This window comes from Streptomyces canus 299MFChir4.1 (genome assembly GCF_000383615.1).
GTDB classification, from domain to species: Bacteria; Actinomycetota; Actinomycetes; order Streptomycetales; family Streptomycetaceae; genus Streptomyces; species Streptomyces canus_C.
Window position 1 is genome coordinate 274,182 of the sequence record NZ_KB911588.1, and the last position, 18,676, is coordinate 292,857.

The 18,676-nt window shown below is 69.7% G+C and carries 13 protein-coding genes, 2 tRNA genes and 1 pseudogene; 5 read left to right on the forward strand and 11 right to left on the reverse strand.

Annotated elements, in window-relative coordinates; genetic code table 11:
- Positions 1-99: 99 nt before the first annotated feature.
- Positions 100-633: a peptidylprolyl isomerase gene (locus H293_RS0119165; RefSeq protein ID WP_007383300.1), complete on the reverse strand. Its 534-nt coding sequence runs from the start codon at positions 631-633 to the stop codon at positions 100-102.
- Positions 634-875: 242 nt separating this feature from the next.
- Here H293_RS0119165 and H293_RS0119170 point away from each other — a divergent pair, with 242 nt between their 5' ends.
- Positions 876-1,577 (forward strand): DUF5324 family protein, encoded by a 702-nt coding sequence (locus tag H293_RS0119170; protein WP_020119476.1) that lies wholly within the window; start codon positions 876-878, stop codon positions 1,575-1,577.
- A gap of 149 nt (positions 1,578-1,726) precedes the next feature.
- Positions 1,727-2,677, forward strand: coding sequence for a glycoside hydrolase family 26 protein (locus H293_RS0119175; protein WP_020119477.1), 951 nt, complete (start codon positions 1,727-1,729; stop codon positions 2,675-2,677).
- Between the two features lie 120 nt (positions 2,678-2,797).
- Here the strand turns inward: H293_RS0119175 and H293_RS0119180 are convergent.
- Positions 2,798-2,870: transfer RNA gene (locus H293_RS0119180), tRNA-Ala, on the reverse strand.
- A gap of 185 nt (positions 2,871-3,055) precedes the next feature.
- Between H293_RS0119180 and H293_RS0119185 the strand changes: the two genes are divergently transcribed.
- Positions 3,056-3,604, forward strand: a complete 549-nt coding sequence (locus H293_RS0119185) for a helix-turn-helix domain-containing protein (RefSeq protein ID WP_020119478.1) — start codon at positions 3,056-3,058, stop codon at positions 3,602-3,604.
- Between the two features lie 233 nt (positions 3,605-3,837).
- Positions 3,838-4,738 (forward strand): annotated as a pseudogene (locus H293_RS54940) (serine/threonine-protein kinase); the annotation flags it as partial.
- A 2,279-nt stretch (positions 4,739-7,017) separates the two neighbouring features.
- Here the strand turns inward: H293_RS54940 and H293_RS0119200 are convergent.
- Together H293_RS0119200 and H293_RS54945 are read right to left on the reverse strand one after the other, a co-directional pair.
- Positions 7,018-8,397 carry a hypothetical protein gene (locus tag H293_RS0119200; protein WP_106968351.1) on the reverse strand — a complete coding sequence of 460 codons (1,380 nt, stop codon included), beginning with the start codon at positions 8,395-8,397 and terminating at the stop codon, positions 7,018-7,020.
- Positions 8,398-8,675: 278 nt separating this feature from the next.
- Positions 8,676-8,804, reverse strand: a complete 129-nt coding sequence (locus H293_RS54945) for a DLW-39 family protein (protein ID WP_003999697.1) — start codon at positions 8,802-8,804, stop codon at positions 8,676-8,678.
- Between the two features lie 339 nt (positions 8,805-9,143).
- Between H293_RS54945 and H293_RS49740 the strand changes: the two genes are divergently transcribed.
- Entirely contained in the window at positions 9,144-9,497 is a 354-nt protein-coding gene (locus H293_RS49740) for a DUF6344 domain-containing protein (protein WP_020119482.1), read from the forward strand.
- 435 nt (positions 9,498-9,932) lie between these two features.
- Here the strand turns inward: H293_RS49740 and H293_RS0119215 are convergent.
- The 7 genes from H293_RS0119215 to gnd form a co-directional block, all read right to left on the reverse strand.
- Positions 9,933-10,009 (reverse strand) — tRNA-Ile (locus H293_RS0119215).
- 111 nt (positions 10,010-10,120) lie between these two features.
- On the reverse strand, positions 10,121-10,936 hold the full coding sequence (locus H293_RS0119220) for a DUF3566 domain-containing protein (protein WP_063746921.1): 816 nt from the start codon (positions 10,934-10,936) through the stop codon (positions 10,121-10,123).
- Between the two features lie 18 nt (positions 10,937-10,954).
- Positions 10,955-13,552, reverse strand: a complete 2,598-nt coding sequence (gene gyrA, locus H293_RS0119225) for a DNA gyrase subunit A (RefSeq protein WP_020119484.1) — start codon at positions 13,550-13,552, stop codon at positions 10,955-10,957.
- Positions 13,553-13,594: 42 nt separating this feature from the next.
- Positions 13,595-15,643, reverse strand: a complete 2,049-nt coding sequence (gene gyrB / locus H293_RS0119230) for a DNA topoisomerase (ATP-hydrolyzing) subunit B (protein WP_199790173.1) — start codon at positions 15,641-15,643, stop codon at positions 13,595-13,597.
- A 396-nt stretch (positions 15,644-16,039) separates the two neighbouring features.
- Positions 16,040-16,591 carry a DciA family protein gene (locus tag H293_RS0119235; RefSeq protein ID WP_020119486.1) on the reverse strand — a complete coding sequence of 184 codons (552 nt, stop codon included), beginning with the start codon at positions 16,589-16,591 and terminating at the stop codon, positions 16,040-16,042.
- Positions 16,588-17,709: a DNA replication/repair protein RecF gene (gene recF, locus H293_RS0119240; protein WP_020119487.1), complete on the reverse strand. Its 1,122-nt coding sequence runs from the start codon at positions 17,707-17,709 to the stop codon at positions 16,588-16,590. Before recF ends, H293_RS0119235 begins: the two co-directional genes overlap by 4 nt.
- Positions 17,710-17,761: 52 nt before the next feature.
- Positions 17,762-18,637: a phosphogluconate dehydrogenase (NAD(+)-dependent, decarboxylating) gene (gene gnd, locus H293_RS0119245; RefSeq protein WP_020119488.1), complete on the reverse strand. Its 876-nt coding sequence runs from the start codon at positions 18,635-18,637 to the stop codon at positions 17,762-17,764.
- Between the last annotated feature and the right edge of the window lie 39 nt (positions 18,638-18,676).

Sequence of the window (18,676 nt, forward strand, 5' to 3'; positions counted from 1 at the left end):
CCCTAACTCGCCCTGAGCCGTCGTGCCCACATGCACCGCCCCGCTCATCCTTACGGTTGAGCGGGGCGTTTGGTTCCCTTCGCGGCGGTTGCCCGGGGCTCAGCCCTGGCGCGTCTCCACGACGACCTGCTCGATGACGACGTCGTTCACCGGACGGTCGTTGGGGCGGGTGGTCTTGACGCCGGCGATGGCGTCGACGACCTTCTGGCTGGCCGGATCCGTGACCTCGCCGAAGATGGTGTGCTTGCGGTTCAGCCAGGCCGTCGGGGAGACGGTGATGAAGAACTGCGAGCCGTTGGTGCCGGGGCCGGCGTTGGCCATGGCGAGCAGGTAGGGCTTGTTGAAGCCGAGGTCCGGGTGGAACTCGTCCTCGAACTCGTAGCCCGGGCCACCGATGCCGGTGCCCAGCGGGTCGCCGCCCTGGATCATGAAGCCGCTGATGACCCGGTGGAAGATCGTGCCGTCGTAGAGCTTCTTGGTGGACTTCTCACCGGTGCCCGGGTGCGTCCACTCGCGCTCGCCCTGGGCGAGTTCGACGAAGTTCTTGACCGTCTTCGGGGCGTGGTTCGGCAGGAGCCGGACTTCGATGTCGCCGTGGTTGGTCTTCAGGGTGGCGTAAAGCTGCTCGGCCACGATCTGCCTTCCGTTGTCTTCTTGTGCCCGACCGATCCTCGCACGGATCCGGCCGAGGAGAGTCCGGGCAGGGGCGCGGAGCGGCGATCCGTGGCATTGTCGTCGACAAGCTCCTGTTGCCACGTATTCATCCGTTATTGATCCGGATGCCCGCCCTCAGGTGCCGGGCTGCGCTCCGGCAGGCATGATCCGTAAAAGGGTGGAAAGTCGAATTACCGTACGCCACCGAGGAGGAGGATCCCGTGACCCGCATCGACAGCGTGCGCGCCGCGACCGGCTCGGCGAAGGACAGCGTGCTGCACGCCGCGGAAGTGGTGGCGCCCTACGCCGACACGGCAAAGGACAAGGCCTCGCACTACGCGACGGAGGCACGCGTACGGCTCGCGCCCAAGGTCTCCCTTGCGGCCGAGCAGGCGCGTGTCCAGTACGGCGCTCATCTCGCGCCGCGTCTGGAGCAGGCCCGTACGCATGTTCCGCCGAAGGTCGACCAGGCCGCCCACGAGGCCGCCGAACGCACCCGAAAGGCAGCTCGGCAGGCCGCCGACTATTCCCGCCCGAGGATCGAGCAGGCCGTCGCCGCGGCCGGCCCGGTCCGTGAGGAGGCCGCAGCCCGCAGCGTGGCCGCACTGGCCGCACTGCGCGGCCAGATCTCGCCCAAGGAGGTCCAGAAGCTGGTCCGCAAGCACGAGCGGCGGGCCCGCGCAGGACGGCTTGCCAAGGCGCTGGCGGTGGCGGGCATCGTCGCGGGCGGCGCCTACGCCGCCTGGAAGTGGTGGGACAAGCAGGCCAACCCCGACTGGCTGGTCGAGCCGCCCGCCGCGACCGAGGTGCCCGAGACGGGCCGGCTGACGTCCGTGGACGGCACCGGCCAGTCCGTCCTCGACCCGGAGGTCGAGGCGAAGGAGGCCGAGGAGGACGCCGCAAGGCACGACGAAGGGCGCTGACGCCGAAACCGGCGTGTACCAGCGGTGGGGCGGAAGTTCTCCGCCCCACCGTCATGTTCACCCGACGGTGTGAGCGAACCGGTACGGCAGGGCTTCCGTGCACCACAGTCGCGGGGACACCTCTGCCCACCGGACGGACCGCCGCCCTGATGAACCCCTCGCGCCGCGGGCCGCTCGCCCTGGCCGCCGTACTGCTGCTCCTGGCCTCGGCCTGCACCGCCCGCGCCCCCGAGCCCGCAGCGACTTCCGCGTACGGCGCGTACGTCGGTTACGAGCCCGCCGACGTGGGCCGTCTCGACGCGTTCGGCGCCTGGCTCGGCGGACCGGCCCCCCGGGTCGGGCACGTGTACCTGCCCGGCGACCGCTGGAGCAACATCGAGGGAGCACCGGGCTACCTGGAGGCCTGGGCGTCCTGGCGACGAGCCGACCCGCGGCGCATGTTCGTCCTGGACGTGCCGATGCTGGAACACACCGAGGCCCACCTCCCCGACAGCACGGTCCGCGAGGAACTCCGGCGCGGTGCGAAAGGCGACTACGACGGCCATTTCCGCGCCCTGGCCCGGCGGTTGACGGCTCTCGGCGTCCCGGACACGATCGTCGTCCTCGGCTGGGAGATGAACGGCACCACCTACACCCACCGCTGCGGCCCGGACCCGGCCGCGTGGAAGGCGTACTGGACGAGGATCGTGCGGGCGATGCGCTCGGTGCCCGGCCGGCGCCTCCGCTTCGAGTTCACGCCCAACCGCGGCCGCGACGCGATCCCGTGGCCGCGTTGCTATCCGGGCGACGAGGTCGTCGACATCATCGGCATGGACGCCTACGACGCCCCGCGCGGCCTGCGCTTCTCCGACCAGGTGAGCGAGCCGTACGGCCTGCGCGCCCACGTCAGCTTCGCCCGCGCCCACCGCAAACCCTTCTCCTACCAGGAGTGGGGCCTGTACGAGAACGGCGACGACCCGGCGTACATGCGCGGCATGCTCACCTGGTTCGCCCGGCAGCGTCCCCTCTACCAGGCCATCACGGACTACTGCCCGCACGGCGTGTGGGGCTGCCGGGCCCATCCGAGGTCGGCTGCGGTGTATCGCTCGCTGATGAGGTAGGCCGGTCGAGCGGACGACGCCCGGCGGCCGCGTTCCGAACCCGCGTTCCGAACCGCTTCCACCGCGCGCACGAAAAACCCCTCCGCCCGCGTATTCGCAGGTCGGAGGGGATTCCTGGGGTGGAGCCTAGGGGAGTCGAACCCCTGACATCTGCCATGCAAAGACAGCGCTCTACCAACTGAGCTAAGGCCCCGTGAAGAGGAACGTCCGCCGGAAGAACCACGTACCGGTGGGCGTCGCAGACCAGAGTACCGGGTCATCCCCGGGATTCCGCAAAAGGGATTGGGGGTCCCCGCGAACGACCACTCTCCGTAAGATGCTCGGCGTGGTTCGCTGTCGCGAACCACGGTTTTTTGGGGAAGCGATGGGGAGACGCACATGGACGCCGCACAGCAGGAAGCGACCGCAAGAGCGCGGGAACTGCAGCGGAACTGGTACGGGGAGCCGCTGGGGGCGCTCTTCCGTAAGCTCATAGAGGACCTGGGCCTCAATCAGGCCCGGCTCGCGGGGGTGCTGGGACTGTCCGCTCCGATGCTGTCACAGCTGATGAGCGGTCAGCGGGCGAAGATCGGCAATCCCGCCGTGGTCCAGCGGGTGCAGCTGCTGCAGGACCTGGCGGGGCAGGTCGCGGACGGCAGCGTGAGCGCGGCCGAGGCGACGGAGCGCATGGACGAGATCAAGAAGTCGCAGGGGGGTTCGGTGCTCAGCAACACCACGACCACGACGAGCAGTTCGGGTGCGCCGACGGTCAAGCGGGTCGTCCGCGAGATCCAGTCGCTGCTGCGCTCGGTCGCCGCCGCCGGAGACATCATCGACGCCGCCGACACTCTCGCCCCGACCCACCCGGAACTGGCAGAGTTCCTCCGGGTCTACGGCGCCGGCCGCACCTCCGACGCGGTCACGCACTACCAGTCCCACCAGAACTGAGCCGTCCGCCCGGTCACCGAAGGGGGTTCGGCAGCCGGGGCGGTGCCGGTGCCAGGGAGGAGCGCGGGGGGTCGCGCTCCTCACCGGCGGGCGACATACGGGGGTGTGTCGGCCGCCGAGGAGACGAGGAACACGGGGCCGTATCTCTCATCCGGGAGGCCACGAGGGGTCGTATCGCTCATCGCGGGGGAAGCAAGGGGGGTAAGCCGCAGGGGGAGGAGCGACACAGAGTCATGGGCGAGGTGTTCGCCGGCCGGTACGAACTGGCCGATCCGATCGGACGCGGAGGCGTCGGCGCCGTCTGGCGTGCCTGGGACCACCGGCGCCGCCGGTACGTGGCCGCCAAGGTCCTCCTGCAGAGCGACGCCCACTCCCTGCTGCGCTTCGTCCGCGAACAGGCCCTGCGGATCGACCACCCCCATGTCCTCGCGCCCGCCAGCTGGGCCGCCGACGACGACAAGGTCCTGTTCACCATGGACCTGGTCGCCGGCGGCTCGCTGGTCCATCTGATCGGGGACTACGGCCCCCTGCCGCCCGCCTTCGTCTGCACCCTGCTCGACCAACTCCTCGCGGGGCTGGCCGCGGTGCACGCGGAAGGTGTCGTGCACCGTGACATCAAGCCCGCCAACATCCTGCTCGAAGCCACCGGCACGGCCCGCCCGCGGCTGCGGCTGTCCGACTTCGGCATCGCCATGCGGCTGGGCGAACCCCGCCTGACCGAGACCAACCTCGTCGTGGGCACGCCCGGTTATCTCGCCCCCGAGCAGATGATGGGCGCGGAACCGGACTTCCCCGCCGACCTGTTCGCCGTCGGCCTGGTCGCGCTGTACCTCCTGGAGGGCGCCAAGCCCGACGCCAAGGCGCTCATCCAGTACTTCGCCGCCCACGGCACCCCCGGCGCGCCCCAGAGCGTCCCCGAACCGCTCTGGCAGGTCGTGGCCTCCCTCCTCCAGCCGGACCCCCACGCTCGCTTCCGCACCGCCACGGGGGCCCGCAAAGCCCTCGCCGCCGCCAGAGAACTCCTCCCTGACCCCGGCCCCGACGACGAGACCATCGAAATCTTCGACCAACTCGGCCCCCTGCCCCCCGGGTTCGGCCCGGCAGGCCCCCTCAAGCAGGCACCGGGCGTGGACCCGAACCGGACACGGAGCGGGGGGTCCGGGACAGGGGGAGCGACGGTCTTCGGGATGGGTGAGGGGACCGGCGGTTCGTTCGGGGGTGGTGGGAGGAGCGGGGTTCCCTCCGGGGGCGCCGGTGGTACCGGGTCAGGTTTCGGTGTCGGAGCCCGTGGTGCGGGAGCCGGTGGTGCGGGGTCGGGTGCCGGAGCCCGTGGTGCGGGAGCCGGTGGTGCGGGGTCGGGTGCCGGAGCCGGTGGTGTTGCTGGGCCCGGGGCTGGTGCTGGGTCCGGTGGTGCTGCTGGGACTGGCGCTGGTGCTGGATCCGGTGCCGCTGCTGAATCGGGTGCCGGTAGGGGGTCTGGCGGTGCTGCTGGACCTGGTGCCGATGCTGGGGCCGGCTCTGGGGCCGGTGGCGGTGGGGCGCGCGGTGCTGGTGAGGTCGGTGAGTGGCCTTCGGGGCCTGGTCAGGGCAACGGCGGCGGGGCTTCCCAGGCAGGTGAGAGGGGTGACGCGTCCTCCTGGTTCGGTGAAGGACAAGGACAGGGGATGGGACCGCGGCCTGGAGACGCGGGCGAGGCCTACTTCCGGTCCGGCCAAGGGCGTGGGCCGGGCGGCTTCCGGACTGGGGACACGGACCGGGCCGCCTCCTGGCCCGACGAAAGAAACGGGCTGGAGCCCCGGCCTGGCCAAGCGAGCGGAACCCCTCCCCGGCCCGGCGCAGACAGTGGGCCGTCCACCTCGCAACCCGAGGACCCGAGCGTGGCCCCCTCCTGGTCCGGCGATGGCAACGCGGCGGGATTCCGGCCTGGTCAAGCAGGCGGGCCTCCCGCCCAGCCAGGCGATGGGCCCACCCCCTCCCGGCCCCGAGAGGCAAGCGGAGCGCCCAACTGGTCCGGCGAAGGAAACGGACGGTCCTCCCACCCCGAGGCGCCAGGCGGGGTGCCCTCCTGGCAGAGCGAGGCAGGTGGCATACCTCCCCAGCCCCACGAGGCAAGCGAGGCGCCTTATCAGCCCAGCGAGGCGAACGGGGCCGTCCACGGGCACGGTGAGCCGAACGGACCTGTTTACCCGCCCGGCGACGCGAACGGGCCCGCTTACCCGCCCGTCGACTCCAACGGCCCCGCTTACCACCCCGGCGATGCCAACGGCCCCGCTTACCAACCTGGTGAGCCGAACGGGCCTGGGTTCCGGCCCGGCGAAGCGTACGGGGCGGCCTCCTGGCCCGGTGAGGGAAACCAGTCGTCCTGGCCCGATCGAGGAAGCGACCAGTCCTGGCCCGGCGAGGGCAGCGACGTCTCCCGCCGCCCCGGGGGGAGCAGACCCGTATCTCGGCCTGCTGAAGGAAACACACCCTCCTGGCCCGCGGAGGCGAACTCGGCGTCCTGGCCCAGGGAATCGAGCCCGGCGCCATGGCCCGAACACGCCGACCAGACGTCCTGGCCCCGCGAGGCCGGCCCTCCGCACTCCCCAGGTACCGCCGCCCCCGCTACCCATCCGAACACCGGCACCAACGCGTCCTCCCCCACCACAGGCCACGGGACCCCCTGGCCCGCTTCCGCTGACGGCCCATCCTCGGCGTCGGACACCGGCAGCTTCCATCTGCCACCGCCCCAGCCCACCGACTCCCGTTCGCAGCCCCCCACTCCATCGGAGCACCAGCCACAACCGCGCCGGCGCCACCCGCATCCACAGGCCCAAGCACAACCACACCGGCCTGCCACCCCGGCACACTCCGCCTACGTCTCCCCTCACGACCCCACACCCTCCACTCACGTCCTGCCCTCCCCCCAACCCCACGCGCCACGCTTCCCCACGCGGGCTCCGGCACCAGCACCGGCCCCGGCCCCGGCCCCGCACCAGCTCCACGCTGATACCTCTACTGCTTCGTACACCGCTCAGAGCCCGCAGGTTCCACTCCCCGCCAGGTCGATTTCGCGAGCACGCCGCAGCGGCCCACCCGCAAAGGTGGCGATCCCTCTCCTGCTCCTGGCCCTGGCCTGCTACGCCGTGGGGTTCTGGGCGCTCACCCAGATCTGAGGGTCCGGCACCCCGACAGACCGGCCTCCTGAACGGCTCGCGGCCCCAGGCAGCCCCACAGCCCTGTCCTGACCCACCCGCAGCCCGGGAATCGCAGTCAGTCGCCTCGCCCGGCCGCACAGCAGCCGTACTCAACCGGACACCCAGCTCCGAGCCCCGGCACCCCCAAGGCCCCGGCACATTCACCCCTGAAACCTGGACTATCCGAAGCCCCCGAGACCCGACCCGCTCGGCCCCGATCCGCTCCGCCCCGTCGCCCTACACCCCGGCAGCCCTCCGCCGCCCCACCACAACCCACACTCCGAGGACCACCAAGAGCAAGGTCCCCGCCCCGATCCCCCCGACGGCCACCAGCATCATCCCGGCGCCGCCACCGCCGTCCCCACCAGCGTCGCTCGAACCCGCGTCCCCCACCGCCCCCGAGCCCCGCCCGAGAAGCCCCACCTGGAAGATCCCCGAAGGCTCGGACCGCCCCGCATAAGCGGGCCCGGCCGCCGCCTGCCCCTTCACCCGCACACGCAGCGTCAGCCCGAGCGGCCCGTCCCCGAACTCCTCGCCCACCCGCGCGGCGAGATGCACGACGAGGTAGTACGACCCGGCGAACCGCATCCCGCCCACCCGGTCGGAAACGGCGTACCGGTTGTCGTACCCGACCGGCGGCAGGGCAGCGAGCGCGCCCGACTTCTGGCTGCCGTTGTAACTGATGCTCGTGTCGTCGACGAGGCCGCGCACGGGGTTGTACAGCGCCAGATTCACGCCCCCCGGCACAAAGCCCCCACCCGCCCCACCACCGCTCGCGCTGCTCAGATCGGCCGTGGCGTACACCTGCTGTTCCCAGCCGACGGGCACCTTGTAGAACAGCGTCTGTCCGGGCCGTACGTCGTCGCGCCAGGCCCCCTGCTCCAGCGCGGTCGCCGAGGTGAAGCCGCCGCCGCCCCGCCGCCGTACGGCCTCACCGCCGGGGGGCGAGGGCGTGGCCGAGTCCCAGGCCTCGGGCGCACTGGTCGAACCGGCCTCCCGCAGCCGCGGTTCCAGCACGGGTGCCAGCTCCAGGTCCCAGTCTCCCGGCGAGGACTCGGTGCGCAGCACCCGCTCGACGACGACGTAGTACGTACCGGCGCCCCGGCACAGCGACCGGCTCGACGGGAGCTGACGCACGCCCCACACGGTGAGAGGTCGCGGGCTGCGGCCGGCGCCGATGCTGGCGGTGTCCGGCGCGGAGCAGGTACGGCCGTCGGCGTCCTGTACGGACACCCTGACGCCCTCTGTAGGGGTGACCACGGTGTCCGCCGGGGGTACGGCCGTCGCGGCGACGTACACGGTCGACGTGCCGTCGAGTACGAGGCGGTAGTAGACCTTGCCCTCGCTGGGCAGCGAACTCCGGTACGTGGTGCCTGGGTCAAGACGCTCGGCGTCCCCGGTGTCCGTAGCTGCCCTGACCGACGGGGCTCCCTCGGCGAAGGCGTACGAGGAACCCGTGGTCGAGGAGGAGGCCGTAGTGGACGACGAAGCCGTAACTGACGAAGACGGAGAGGCCGAGGGGGACCTGAAGGGAGAGGCCGACGCGGCGAAGCCGCCAGATCCCGGCGCACCGCCCACCGCGCCCAGGACGGCCCCCCCGACCGTCACGACGGCCACCCGCCACCACGCCCTACACCGCCGCCCCATCCCGCGCCACCCCTCCGTGCCCGCGCCCGAGCTCCTACGACCGACCGTCACCGATGCGCCATGCCCGCCTGTGCGGCCGGGCGGGCCTGGCCCATCCTGCCCCGCCGGGCCGCCGCCCACCCTCGCAATCCGTACGACCGTCCGAAACCCCCGGTCGCCGCTGATTCCGGCACCGAGCCTGGCCCCGGACAACACAAAACCCCGACCGCAACGACGGCCGGGGTCTGCTCAGAACCGGATGTCGGTCCTCACGAACCCGTGGGCACGGAGTCAGTCGCCTCCGTCCACAGATCCTGCTCGGCGCGATCCGCCTGGATCTGGCGGTACACGAGGAGCCCGCCGATGGCGGCCAGTGCGACCAGGAGAAGCTTCTTCACCGCGCGACCTCGTCTTTCCTTGACGTAGGGGACCTCTGGCGCCCGACTATACACACCGACCGATACCGATCGGTGACCTGCGTCCGGGCCCTCAACTCCCGTCGGGAACGGCCCAGTAGAAGCGGAACAGGGACCTCCGATCAGCGGGTGATCACACCCCCTCGGACGGTCACTTCAGCCTCTGTCGCCCCGCTTCTCCACTTTTTCTCCCTTCATGCACCCATCCGTGTGGTGTTCATCTGAAGATCGACGCGCCACAGGCTCAGGTCCGTGATTTCACGGCGCCCATACACATCATGAGGAAAGTACGCAAATCGCCCAACCCGAAAGTGAGGGACCATGGCCCGGAACAAGGTCATGAAGCTGTGGACCGTCGTCATCACCGCCGTCCTCGCGCTGTTCACGGCGCTCGGACTCATCACGACGACCGCCGCCGCTGCCGTACCGCAGACCCAGCCGGCCGGCAACAGCGCCGTCGCACACCCGGAGCCCCCGGCGATCTCCCAGGGCCTCTGGTCCTACGCCAGGTCCCTGCCCCCCACGATGAAGCAGCGCATCCGGGCGGAGGCCCACGGCAAGACTCCCAGCTGCCGCCCCCGCTCCCTCCCCGACACGGAGACGGCCGCGGACACGGCCGGTCACCCGGGCACGGAAGCGGACACAGCCGAAGTGGCCGGAGCGGACTGCACCTGAAGCCCACCGCCCCGCCCGAGAACCACCCAAGCCGAACCGAAGACCCGCTGAAGACGCACCGCACACGCAGCGAACAAGCACCGACGATGCAGCAAAGACGCAGCGCAGACGCCTCGAAGCAGCGCCGAAGAAGTGAAGAAGTGAAGACGTCACACACCGCACCGCACGGAAACACCTGCGGGACGCACTCCGAAGGACACCGCACATGATGAACACGCCATCCGTGTTCACCAGCCCCTACACGTACTCAACCCGCTCAGGGCTTCGCACCGACACCATGGCCCGAGACACAGAGCTCGCCGCCTACGGGATCGGCCATGACCACCCACGCCTGGTCACCCTGACGGACTCGACACGCTTGGCAGCATCGCCAAGCCATGCGTCCGCCGTAGATGACAAAAACCCCCAACCGTGATCGGCTGAGGGTCTTCGTGCTGGTGGGGCTAACAGGATTTGAACCTGTGGCCTCATCCTTATCAGGGATGCGCTCTAACCAACTGAGCTATAGCCCCGCCGCGCTCTGCGGAGTGTGTCCCGCGCGCTGACTCCTGAAGATTAGCGCACGACGTGGGCAGTCCCAAAATCGGTTCCCCGAGGACCGCCCCCGCACGTTTGAGGCAGGCTTACTCGTCCTCGGCCAGCGTCAGCTCGACGCCACCGACGAAGCCCGCGGAGAGGTTGTAGATGAACGCGCCGAGGGTCGCGAGCGCCGTCGCGAGGACCACGTCGATGACCGCGATGATCGACGTGAACATCAGGACGTTCGGCAGGGAGAGGAACGCCTGGAGGTCGAAGCCGTTCGACTCGTTCGAGCCGGTTGCCTCGGCGATCGTCCCGCCGACCGTCGAGAAGACGCCCATCGCGTCCATGACCATCCACAGCACGGCGGCCGCGACGATCGTGCAGATGCCGAGCGCGATGGAGAGCAGGAAGCTGACCTTCATGACGGACCACGGGTCGGCCTTGGCCACCCGCAGACGTGCCTTGCGGGTACGGGGCATGGTGCGCGCGCCGGTGCGCGGACGGCGTACGGCACCGGCCTGGGCGGCCTGTGCCGGGTAGGCCTGCGGCGGGTGGTACGGGCCGGCCTGCTGCTGCGGCTGCCGTTCCCCCGGCAACGGAGAGGGCGAAGGCTGGGGCTGTACCGCAGCTTGCGGCGGTGCGGCGGGCGCCGTCGGCTGGGCCGGCGGCTGGGTGTCCGTCACAGGTCCCCCCTGGGATCCACGAGCCTCGGGCGAGCGCGACTCCGTCGCGGGCGGCTTGATCGCCTTGAGTTGAGTCGTGTGCGTATCTGTCGGATGCGGTTCCGCCGGCCGCGCGTCCGCGGCACGCGCGTCCGTCGCACGCGCGGCAGAGCCACGGCCGCCGCCGTCCGCCTCCGTGCCGGGGGTGGGCCCCCTAGAGGTTCCGGTCGATCCGGCGCCAGTGGCTCCGCTCACGATGACTCACTCCTCGTGCTACTCGGCCGAGGGTGCCTCACCCTCGTCCGTGCCGATGGTCTCGGCGGCACCTTCGACGGTCTCGTCGTCGGCCACATCGCCTTCGACCTCCTCCGCCTCACGCCCCGCCTCGGCGTTACGTGCGATGCCGACCACGGCATCGCGCTTGCCCAGGTTGATCAGTTGGACGCCCATGGTGTCACGGCCCGTCTCCCTGACTCCGCTGACTCGCGTACGAATCACACCGCCGGACAGCGTGATGGCGAGGATCTCATCGGTCTCCTCGACCACCAGCGCTCCGACGAGCGATCCGCGATCCTCCACGATCTTGGCAGCCTTGATGCCAAGGCCGCCGCGACCCTGGACGCGGTACTCGTCGACGGGGGTCCGCTTCGCGTACCCGCCGTCCGTAGCAGTGAACACGAACGTACCGGGTCGAACAACATTCATCGAGAGCAGCTCGTCGCCCTCGCGGAAGCTCATGCCCTTGACACCCGAGGTGGCACGGCCCATGGGACGCAGGGTGTCGTCCGAAGCGGTGAACCTGATCGACTGCGCCTTCTTGCTGATCAGAAGCAGATCACTGTCGGCCGAGACGAGTTCGGCACCGATCAGTTCGTCGTCCGAACCGTCCTCGCGCTCCCGCAGATTGATGGCGATGACACCACCGGAACGCGGAGAGTCGTAATCCTTCAGTGACGTCTTCTTGACCAGACCCGCCTTTGTGGCGAGCACCAGGTACGGCGCCGCGTCGTAGTCGCGGATCGCGAGGATCTCGGCGATCGCCTCGTCCGGCTGGAAGGCCAGCAGGTTGGCGACGTGCTGTCCGCGCGCGTCCCGCCCGGCGTCCGGCAGTTCGTAGGCCTTCGCCCGGTAGACGCGGCCCTTGTTGGTGAAGAACAGCAGCCAGTGGTGCGTGGTGGAGACGAAGAAGTGGTCGACGATGTCGTCTTCCTTGAGCTTCGTGCCGCGTACGCCCTTGCCGCCGCGCTTCTGGGCGCGGTAGTCGACGGTCTTGGTGCGCTTGACGTAGCCGCCGCGCGAGACCGTGACGACGATGTCCTCCTCGGCGATGAGGTCCTCGATGGACATGTCGCCGTCGTAGGGCACCAGCATGGTCTTGCGGTCGTCGCCGTACTTCTCGACGATCGCGGCGAGTTCGGCGCTCACGATGCCGCGCTGGCGGACCGGCGAGGCGAGGATCTCGTTGTACTCGGTGATCTTCGCCTGGAGTTCGTCGTGCTCCTGGACGATCTTCTGGCGCTCCAGGGCAGCCAGTCGGCGCAGCTGCATCTCGAGGATGGCGTTGGCCTGGATCTCGTCGATCTCCAGGAGCTCCATCAGGCCCGTGCGCGCGATGTCGACGGTGTCGCTGCGCCGGATCAGCGCGATGACCTCATCGATGGCGTCCAGGGCCTTCAGCAGGCCGCGCAGGATGTGCGCCCGCTCCTCGGCCTTGCGCAACCGGAACTTCGTACGGCGGACGATGACCTCGATCTGGTGCGCCACCCAGTGCCGGATGAACGCGTCCAGGGACAGCGTGCGCGGGACGCCGTCGACGAGCGCCAGCATGTTGGCGCCGAAGTTCGACTGCAGGTCCGTGTGCTTGTAGAGGTTGTTCAGGACGACCTTGGCGACCGCGTCACGCTTCAGGACGATCACGAGCCGCTGGCCCGTACGCGACGACGTCTCGTCCCGGACGTCCGCGATGCCGCCGACCTTGCCGTCCTTCACCAGGTCGGCGATCTTCTGCGCGAGGTTGTCGGGGTTGGTCTGGTACGGCAGTTCCGTGACCACCAGGCACTGGCGGTTCTGGATCTCCTCGACCTCGACGACCGCGCGCATGGTGATCGAGCCACGGCCGGTGCGGTACGCCTCCTCGATGCCCTTGCGGCCGACGACGAGGGCGCCGGTCGGGAAGTCGGGGCCCTTGATGCGCTCCATGAGGGCGTCCAGGAGCTCCTCGTGCGAGGCCTCCGGGTTCTCCAGGTACCACTGGGCTCCGGCCGCGACCTCGCGCAGGTTGTGCGGCGGGATGTTGGTGGCCATGCCGACCGCGATACCGGCCGAACCGTTGATCAGCAGGTTCGGGAAGCGGGCCGGCAGGACGGTCGGCTCCTGGGAGCGGCCGTCGTAGTTGTCCGTGAAGTCGACGGTCTCCTCGTCGATGTCACGGACCATCTCCATGGACAGCGGCGCCATCTTGCACTCGGTGTAGCGCATGGCCGCCGCCGGGTCGTTGCCCGGGGAGCCGAAGTTGCCGTTGGAGTCCACCAGCGGCATCCGCATCGACCACGGCTGGGCGAGGCGCACCAGGGCGTCGTAGATCGAGGAGTCGCCGTGCGGGTGGTAGTTACCCATGACGTCGCCGACCACGCGCGCGCACTTGTAGAAGCCGCGCTCGGGGCGATAGCCGCCGTCGTACATGGCGTACAGGACGCGGCGGTGGACGGGCTTGAGGCCGTCCCGGACGTCCGGCAGCGCGCGGGACACGATGACGGACATCGCGTAGTCCAGGTACGAGCGCTGCATCTCCGTCTCGAGCCCGACGGGCTCGACACGCTGGGCGATGATGCCGCCTGCTTCGGGGGTGGCAGGGGTGATGTCGTCGGCCATTGCGGGTGAAGATCCTTCCTGGTGCGGTCAGCTGAGACCGACTCAGATGTCGAGGAAGCGGACGTCCTTGGCGTTGCGCTGGATGAACTGCCGACGCGCCTCGACGTCCTCGCCCATCAGGACGGAGAACAGGTCGTCCGCCTGGGCGGCGTCGTCGAGGGTGACCTGGCCGAGGACGCGGTGCTCCTGGTCCATGGTGGTCACGCGCAGTTCCTCGGCGTTCATCTCGCCGAGACCCTTGAAGCGCTGGATGGAGTCCTCGCGGATGCGCTTGCCGCGCTGGCGGCCCATCTCGATCAGTGCGTCGCGCTCGCGGTCGGAGTACGCGTACTCGATGTCGTCCCGACCCCACTTGATCTTGTACAGGGGAGGACGGGAGAGGTACACGTGCCCGGCCTCGACCAGCGGCCGCATGAAGCGGAACAGGAAGGTCAGCAGCAGGGTGGAGATGTGCTGGCCGTCGACGTCGGCGTCCGCCATCAGGATGATCTTGTGATAGCGCAGCTTCTCGATGTCGAAGTCCTCGTGGACTCCGGTGCCGAAGGCGGAGATCAGTGCCTGGATCTCCTGGTTCTGCAGGATCTTGTCGATCCGCGCCTTCTCGACGTTCAGGATCTTGCCGCGGATCGGGAGGATGGCCTGGTACTCGGGGTTACGGCCGGACTTGGCCGAGCCGCCGGCGGAGTCACCCTCGACGATGAAGATCTCGCACTTGGTGGGGTCGTTCGACTGGCAGTCGGAGAGCTTGCCCGGCAGGGACGCGGTCTCCAGCAGACCCTTGCGACGGGTCAGGTCGCGGGCCTTGCGGGCCGCCACGCGCGCGGTGGCCGCCTGGATGCTCTTGCGGATGATGTCCGCGGCCTCGACGGGGTTGCGGTCCAGCCAGTCGGTGAGGTGTTCGTAGACGACCTTCTGGACGAAGGTCTTCACCTCGGTGTTGCCCAGCTTGGTCTTGGTCTGGCCCTCGAACTGCGGCTCGCTCAACTTCACCGAGATGATCGCGGTCAGACCCTCGCGGATGTCGTCACCCGTGAGGTTGTCGTCCTTCTCGCGCAGCAGCTTCTTGTCGCGCGCGTACTTGTTGATCAGCGAGGTCAGCGCGGCGCGGAAGCCCTCTTCGTGCGTGCCGCCCTCATGCGTGTGGATGATGTTCGCGAAGGAGTACACACCCTCGCTGTAACCGCCGTTCCACTGCATCGCGAGCTCAAGGGACAGGCTCCTGTCCTTGTCCTCGGCCTCGAGGTCGATCACGGTGGGGTGGACCACCTCTCCCTTGCGGGAGTTGAGGTACTTCACGAAGTCGACGATGCCGCCTTCGTAGTGGTACGAGACGGTCTTGACCTCGTGCTTCTCGTCCTCGCCCGCCTCGTCCGCGCCGGCGGTGGCCTTCGCCGACTCGCGCTCGTCGGTGAGGTTGATCCGCAGGCCCTTGTTGAGGAACGCCATCTCCTGGAAGCGCCGCGAGAGCGTCTCGAAGGAGTACTCGGTGGTCTCGAAGATGTCCGGGTCGGCCCAGAAGGTGACTGTGGTGCCGTGCTCGTCCGTGGCCTCGTGCTGGGCCAGCGGGGCCGTCGGCACGCCCAGCTTGTAGTCCTGCGTCCAGCGGTAGCCGTCGGTCTTGATCTCGACGGACACCTTGGTCGACAGGGCGTTCACGACGGAGACACCCACGCCGTGCAGACCGCCGGAGACCGCGTAGCCGCCACCGCCGAACTTGCCGCCCGCGTGCAGCACGGTCAAGACGACCTCGACGGCCGGCTTGCCCTCGGACGGGACGATGCCCACCGGGATGCCGCGGCCGTTGTCGATGACGCGCACGCCGCCGTCGGCGAGGATCGTCACGTCGATGGTGTCCGCGTGGCCGGCCAGTGCCTCGTCCACGGAGTTGTCGACGACTTCCTGCACCAGGTGGTGCAGGCCGCGCTCACCGGTCGAGCCGATGTACATACCGGGTCGCTTGCGGACCGCGTCCAGACCCTCGAGGACGGTGATGGCGCTGGCGTCGTACGAGGCGGTTACCTCGCCGTTCGACGAGGTCGCCTCGGCGTCGGTGGACGGAATGTTCTCGTTGGGGTTGCCGGAATCGGCCACGAAGCGCCCTTTCTGGCACAGCACGAGCCGGGCTCGTCGGCGGGTTGCCGGAGCGGCTGCGGCATGTTGCGTTGGTAAGCCTTGATCAGCGTTGCTCAGCTTCTCCCGGGCGGTCCCCACGGTCGGGGCGGGATTGGCTTCCAGTCTACCGGTAGCGCCGACACTGATGGGGGTTTGCGGGTACCTGAGTCCGCATGTGCCGCCCTGAACCGGCGTCTTCCGGGTCCCCATATACGGAGCGGGGCTCCAAGAGGCTCACGGAGGCTTTCAGCGCTTCTGGCTGTCAAGCCTTGGCTACTTGGGAGTCAGGTCGGAATTCGCGACCGCGTGCAGTGCCACGACAAAGGCGTCGGCGGCGCCCCGAAGGCACCGCCGACGCCCTTGATGTGATGTCTGTCACCCGTAGGTGTCACCGGGTCCCATGCTGCCTGGGGCACGCAGCGGACCGTAGCGACGAGGGGGCCCGCCGGGGCCGTTCACCTTGATCAACTTAACGGCGCCGTGCCCGAGATCCTCGTTCAGCCGGGCCACCAACTGCGGCGCGAGCAGCCGCAGGTTCGTCGCCCAGGCCGTCGAGTCGCAGCGCACCACCAGGACCCGCTCGTCCTCGTCGTACTTCTCCGGCTCGCAGTGCTTGGCCACGTCCTCGCCCACGATCTGCGGCCAGCGCCCCATCACCCCGCCGACCGCGGCCGGCGTCTCCCAGCCGCGCTCGGTGATCAGGCGGTTGATGGCGGCACCGAACGCCATGGGGTCGCGTCCGTCGGCCCGCGCCCCGGAGCGCAGCCCGCCACCGCGCCGCGCCTGCCGCTTCTGCTGAGCCGCATCCCCACGCGCGCGTGCCTGTTCCTTCGCGGCCCTGAGCGCCACGCGCGCGAGGTCGACGCCGGAGGGTTCGGCGGCCTTGGGCTTCTCGGCGTTGTCGGCGGGGCGTGCTTCGTCGCTCATACGCGCTCCACCGCCCCCTCGGACACGACGTACCGCGTGCCCGTCAGGACGTGCGGCACGTCGTCGTCGACCGCCGCCGTCACCAGCACCTGCTCACCGGGCGCGACCAACTCGGCCAGCCGCTCACGGCGACGGGTGTCCAGCTCGGCGAACACGTCGTCGAGGATCAGCACGGGCTCGTTGCCCTCGGCCCGGAGCAGGTCGTACGACGCGAGGCGCAGCGCCAGCGCGTACGACCAGGACTCGCCGTGCGAGGCGTATCCCTTGGCGGGCAGCTGACCGAGTTTGAGATTCACATCGTCCCGATGCGGTCCTACCAGGGTCACGCCCCGCTCGATCTCCTGCTTGCGCACCTCGGTGAGCGCCGCCATCAGCTGCTCGTGGAGATCCTCGCGCGTGTGTGCCTCGCCGGGCGCGGACGGCTTGTACTCCAGGGCGACCGGGCCGCCGCCCGGGGCCAGTTGTTCGTACGCCTTGTCGGTCAGGGGCTGGAGCGCGGCGATCAGGTCGAGCCGCTGGGCGAGCAACTCGGCGCCCACGCGCGCGAGGTGCTGGTCCCACACGTCGAGGGTGGACAGGTCCATCGAGCGGCCGCCGTGCCGCCTCGCGAGGGCGGCCGACTTCAGCAGGGTGTTGCGCTGCTTGAGGACCCGCTCGTAGTCGGAGCGGACGCCGGCCATGCGCGGGGAGCGCGCGGTGATCAGCTCGTCCAGGAAGCGGCGCCGCTCACCCGGGTCGCCCTTCACCAGCGCGAGGTCCTCCGGCGCGAACAGCACCGTGCGTACGATCCCGAGCACATCACGGGGCCTGACCTGTGAGGACCTGTTGATGCGGGCCCGGTTCGCCTTGCCGGGGTTCAGCTCCAGCTCGACCAGCTGCTGCCGCTCGCCCTGCCTGACCTGTGCCCGGACGATCGCGCGGTCGGCGCCCATGCGGACCAGGGGAGCGTCGGAGGCGACCCGGTGGCTGCCGAGGGTGGCGAGGTAGCCGATCGCCTCGACCAGGTTCGTCTTGCCCTGTCCGTTGGGGCCCACGAACGCGGTGACGCCCGGGTCGAGCGGGACTTCGACCCGGGCGTACGAGCGGAAGTCGGCCAGCGACAGGTGCGTGACGTGCATGGTCGGTCGCCGACCTCCCCCAGCTTGTGGACTGTGGTGACAGCCCTGTGGATTACTTCGTCTCGACCGCGTGGCCGCCGAACTGGTTGCGCAGCGCCGCGATCATCTTCATCTGCGGCGAGTCGTCCTGGCGGGACGCGAACCGCGCGAACAGGGAGGCGGTGATCGCCGGCAGCGGCACCGCGTGGTCGATGGCGGCCTCCACGGTCCACCGGCCCTCGCCGGAGTCCTGTGCGTAACCGCGCAGCTTGTCCAGGTGCTCGTCCTCGTCGAGGGCGTTGACCGCGAGGTCGAGGAGCCAGGAACGGATGACCGTGCCCTCCTGCCAGGAGCGGAAGACCTCCCGGACGTCGGTCACGGAGTCGACCTTCTCCAGGAGCTCCCAGCCCTCGGCGTAGGCCTGCATCATCGCGTACTCGATGCCGTTGTGGACCATCTTCGCGAAGTGACCGGCGCCGACTTTGCCGGCGTGCACCGCTCCGGCGTCGCCCTCGGGCTTGAGGGCGTCGAAGACCGGCTGCACCTTGGCGACGTTCTCCGCGTCGCCGCCGTACATCAGCGCGTAGCCGTTCTCCAGGCCCCACACGCCGCCGGAGACGCCGCAGTCGACGAAGCCGATGCCCTTGGCGGCGAGTTCCTCGGCGTGCTTCTCGTCGTCCGTCCAGCGGGAGTTACCGCCGTCCACCACGACGTCGCCGGGCTCCAGGAGTTCGGCCAGCTCGTCGACGGTCGCCTGGGTCGGCGCACCGGCCGGGACCATCACCCACACGACCCGCGGGCCCTGCAACGCGTCCACAAGCTCCTTGAGGCTGTGGACATCGGCGACGTCCGGGTTGCGGTCGTATCCGATCACAGTGTGGCCTGCGCGGCGGATCCGCTCGCGCATGTTGCCGCCCATCTTGCCGAGGCCGACGAGACCGAGCTCCATCAGTTGTTCCTTAGGTTGCTGTGGCGTGTGGGGCACCTT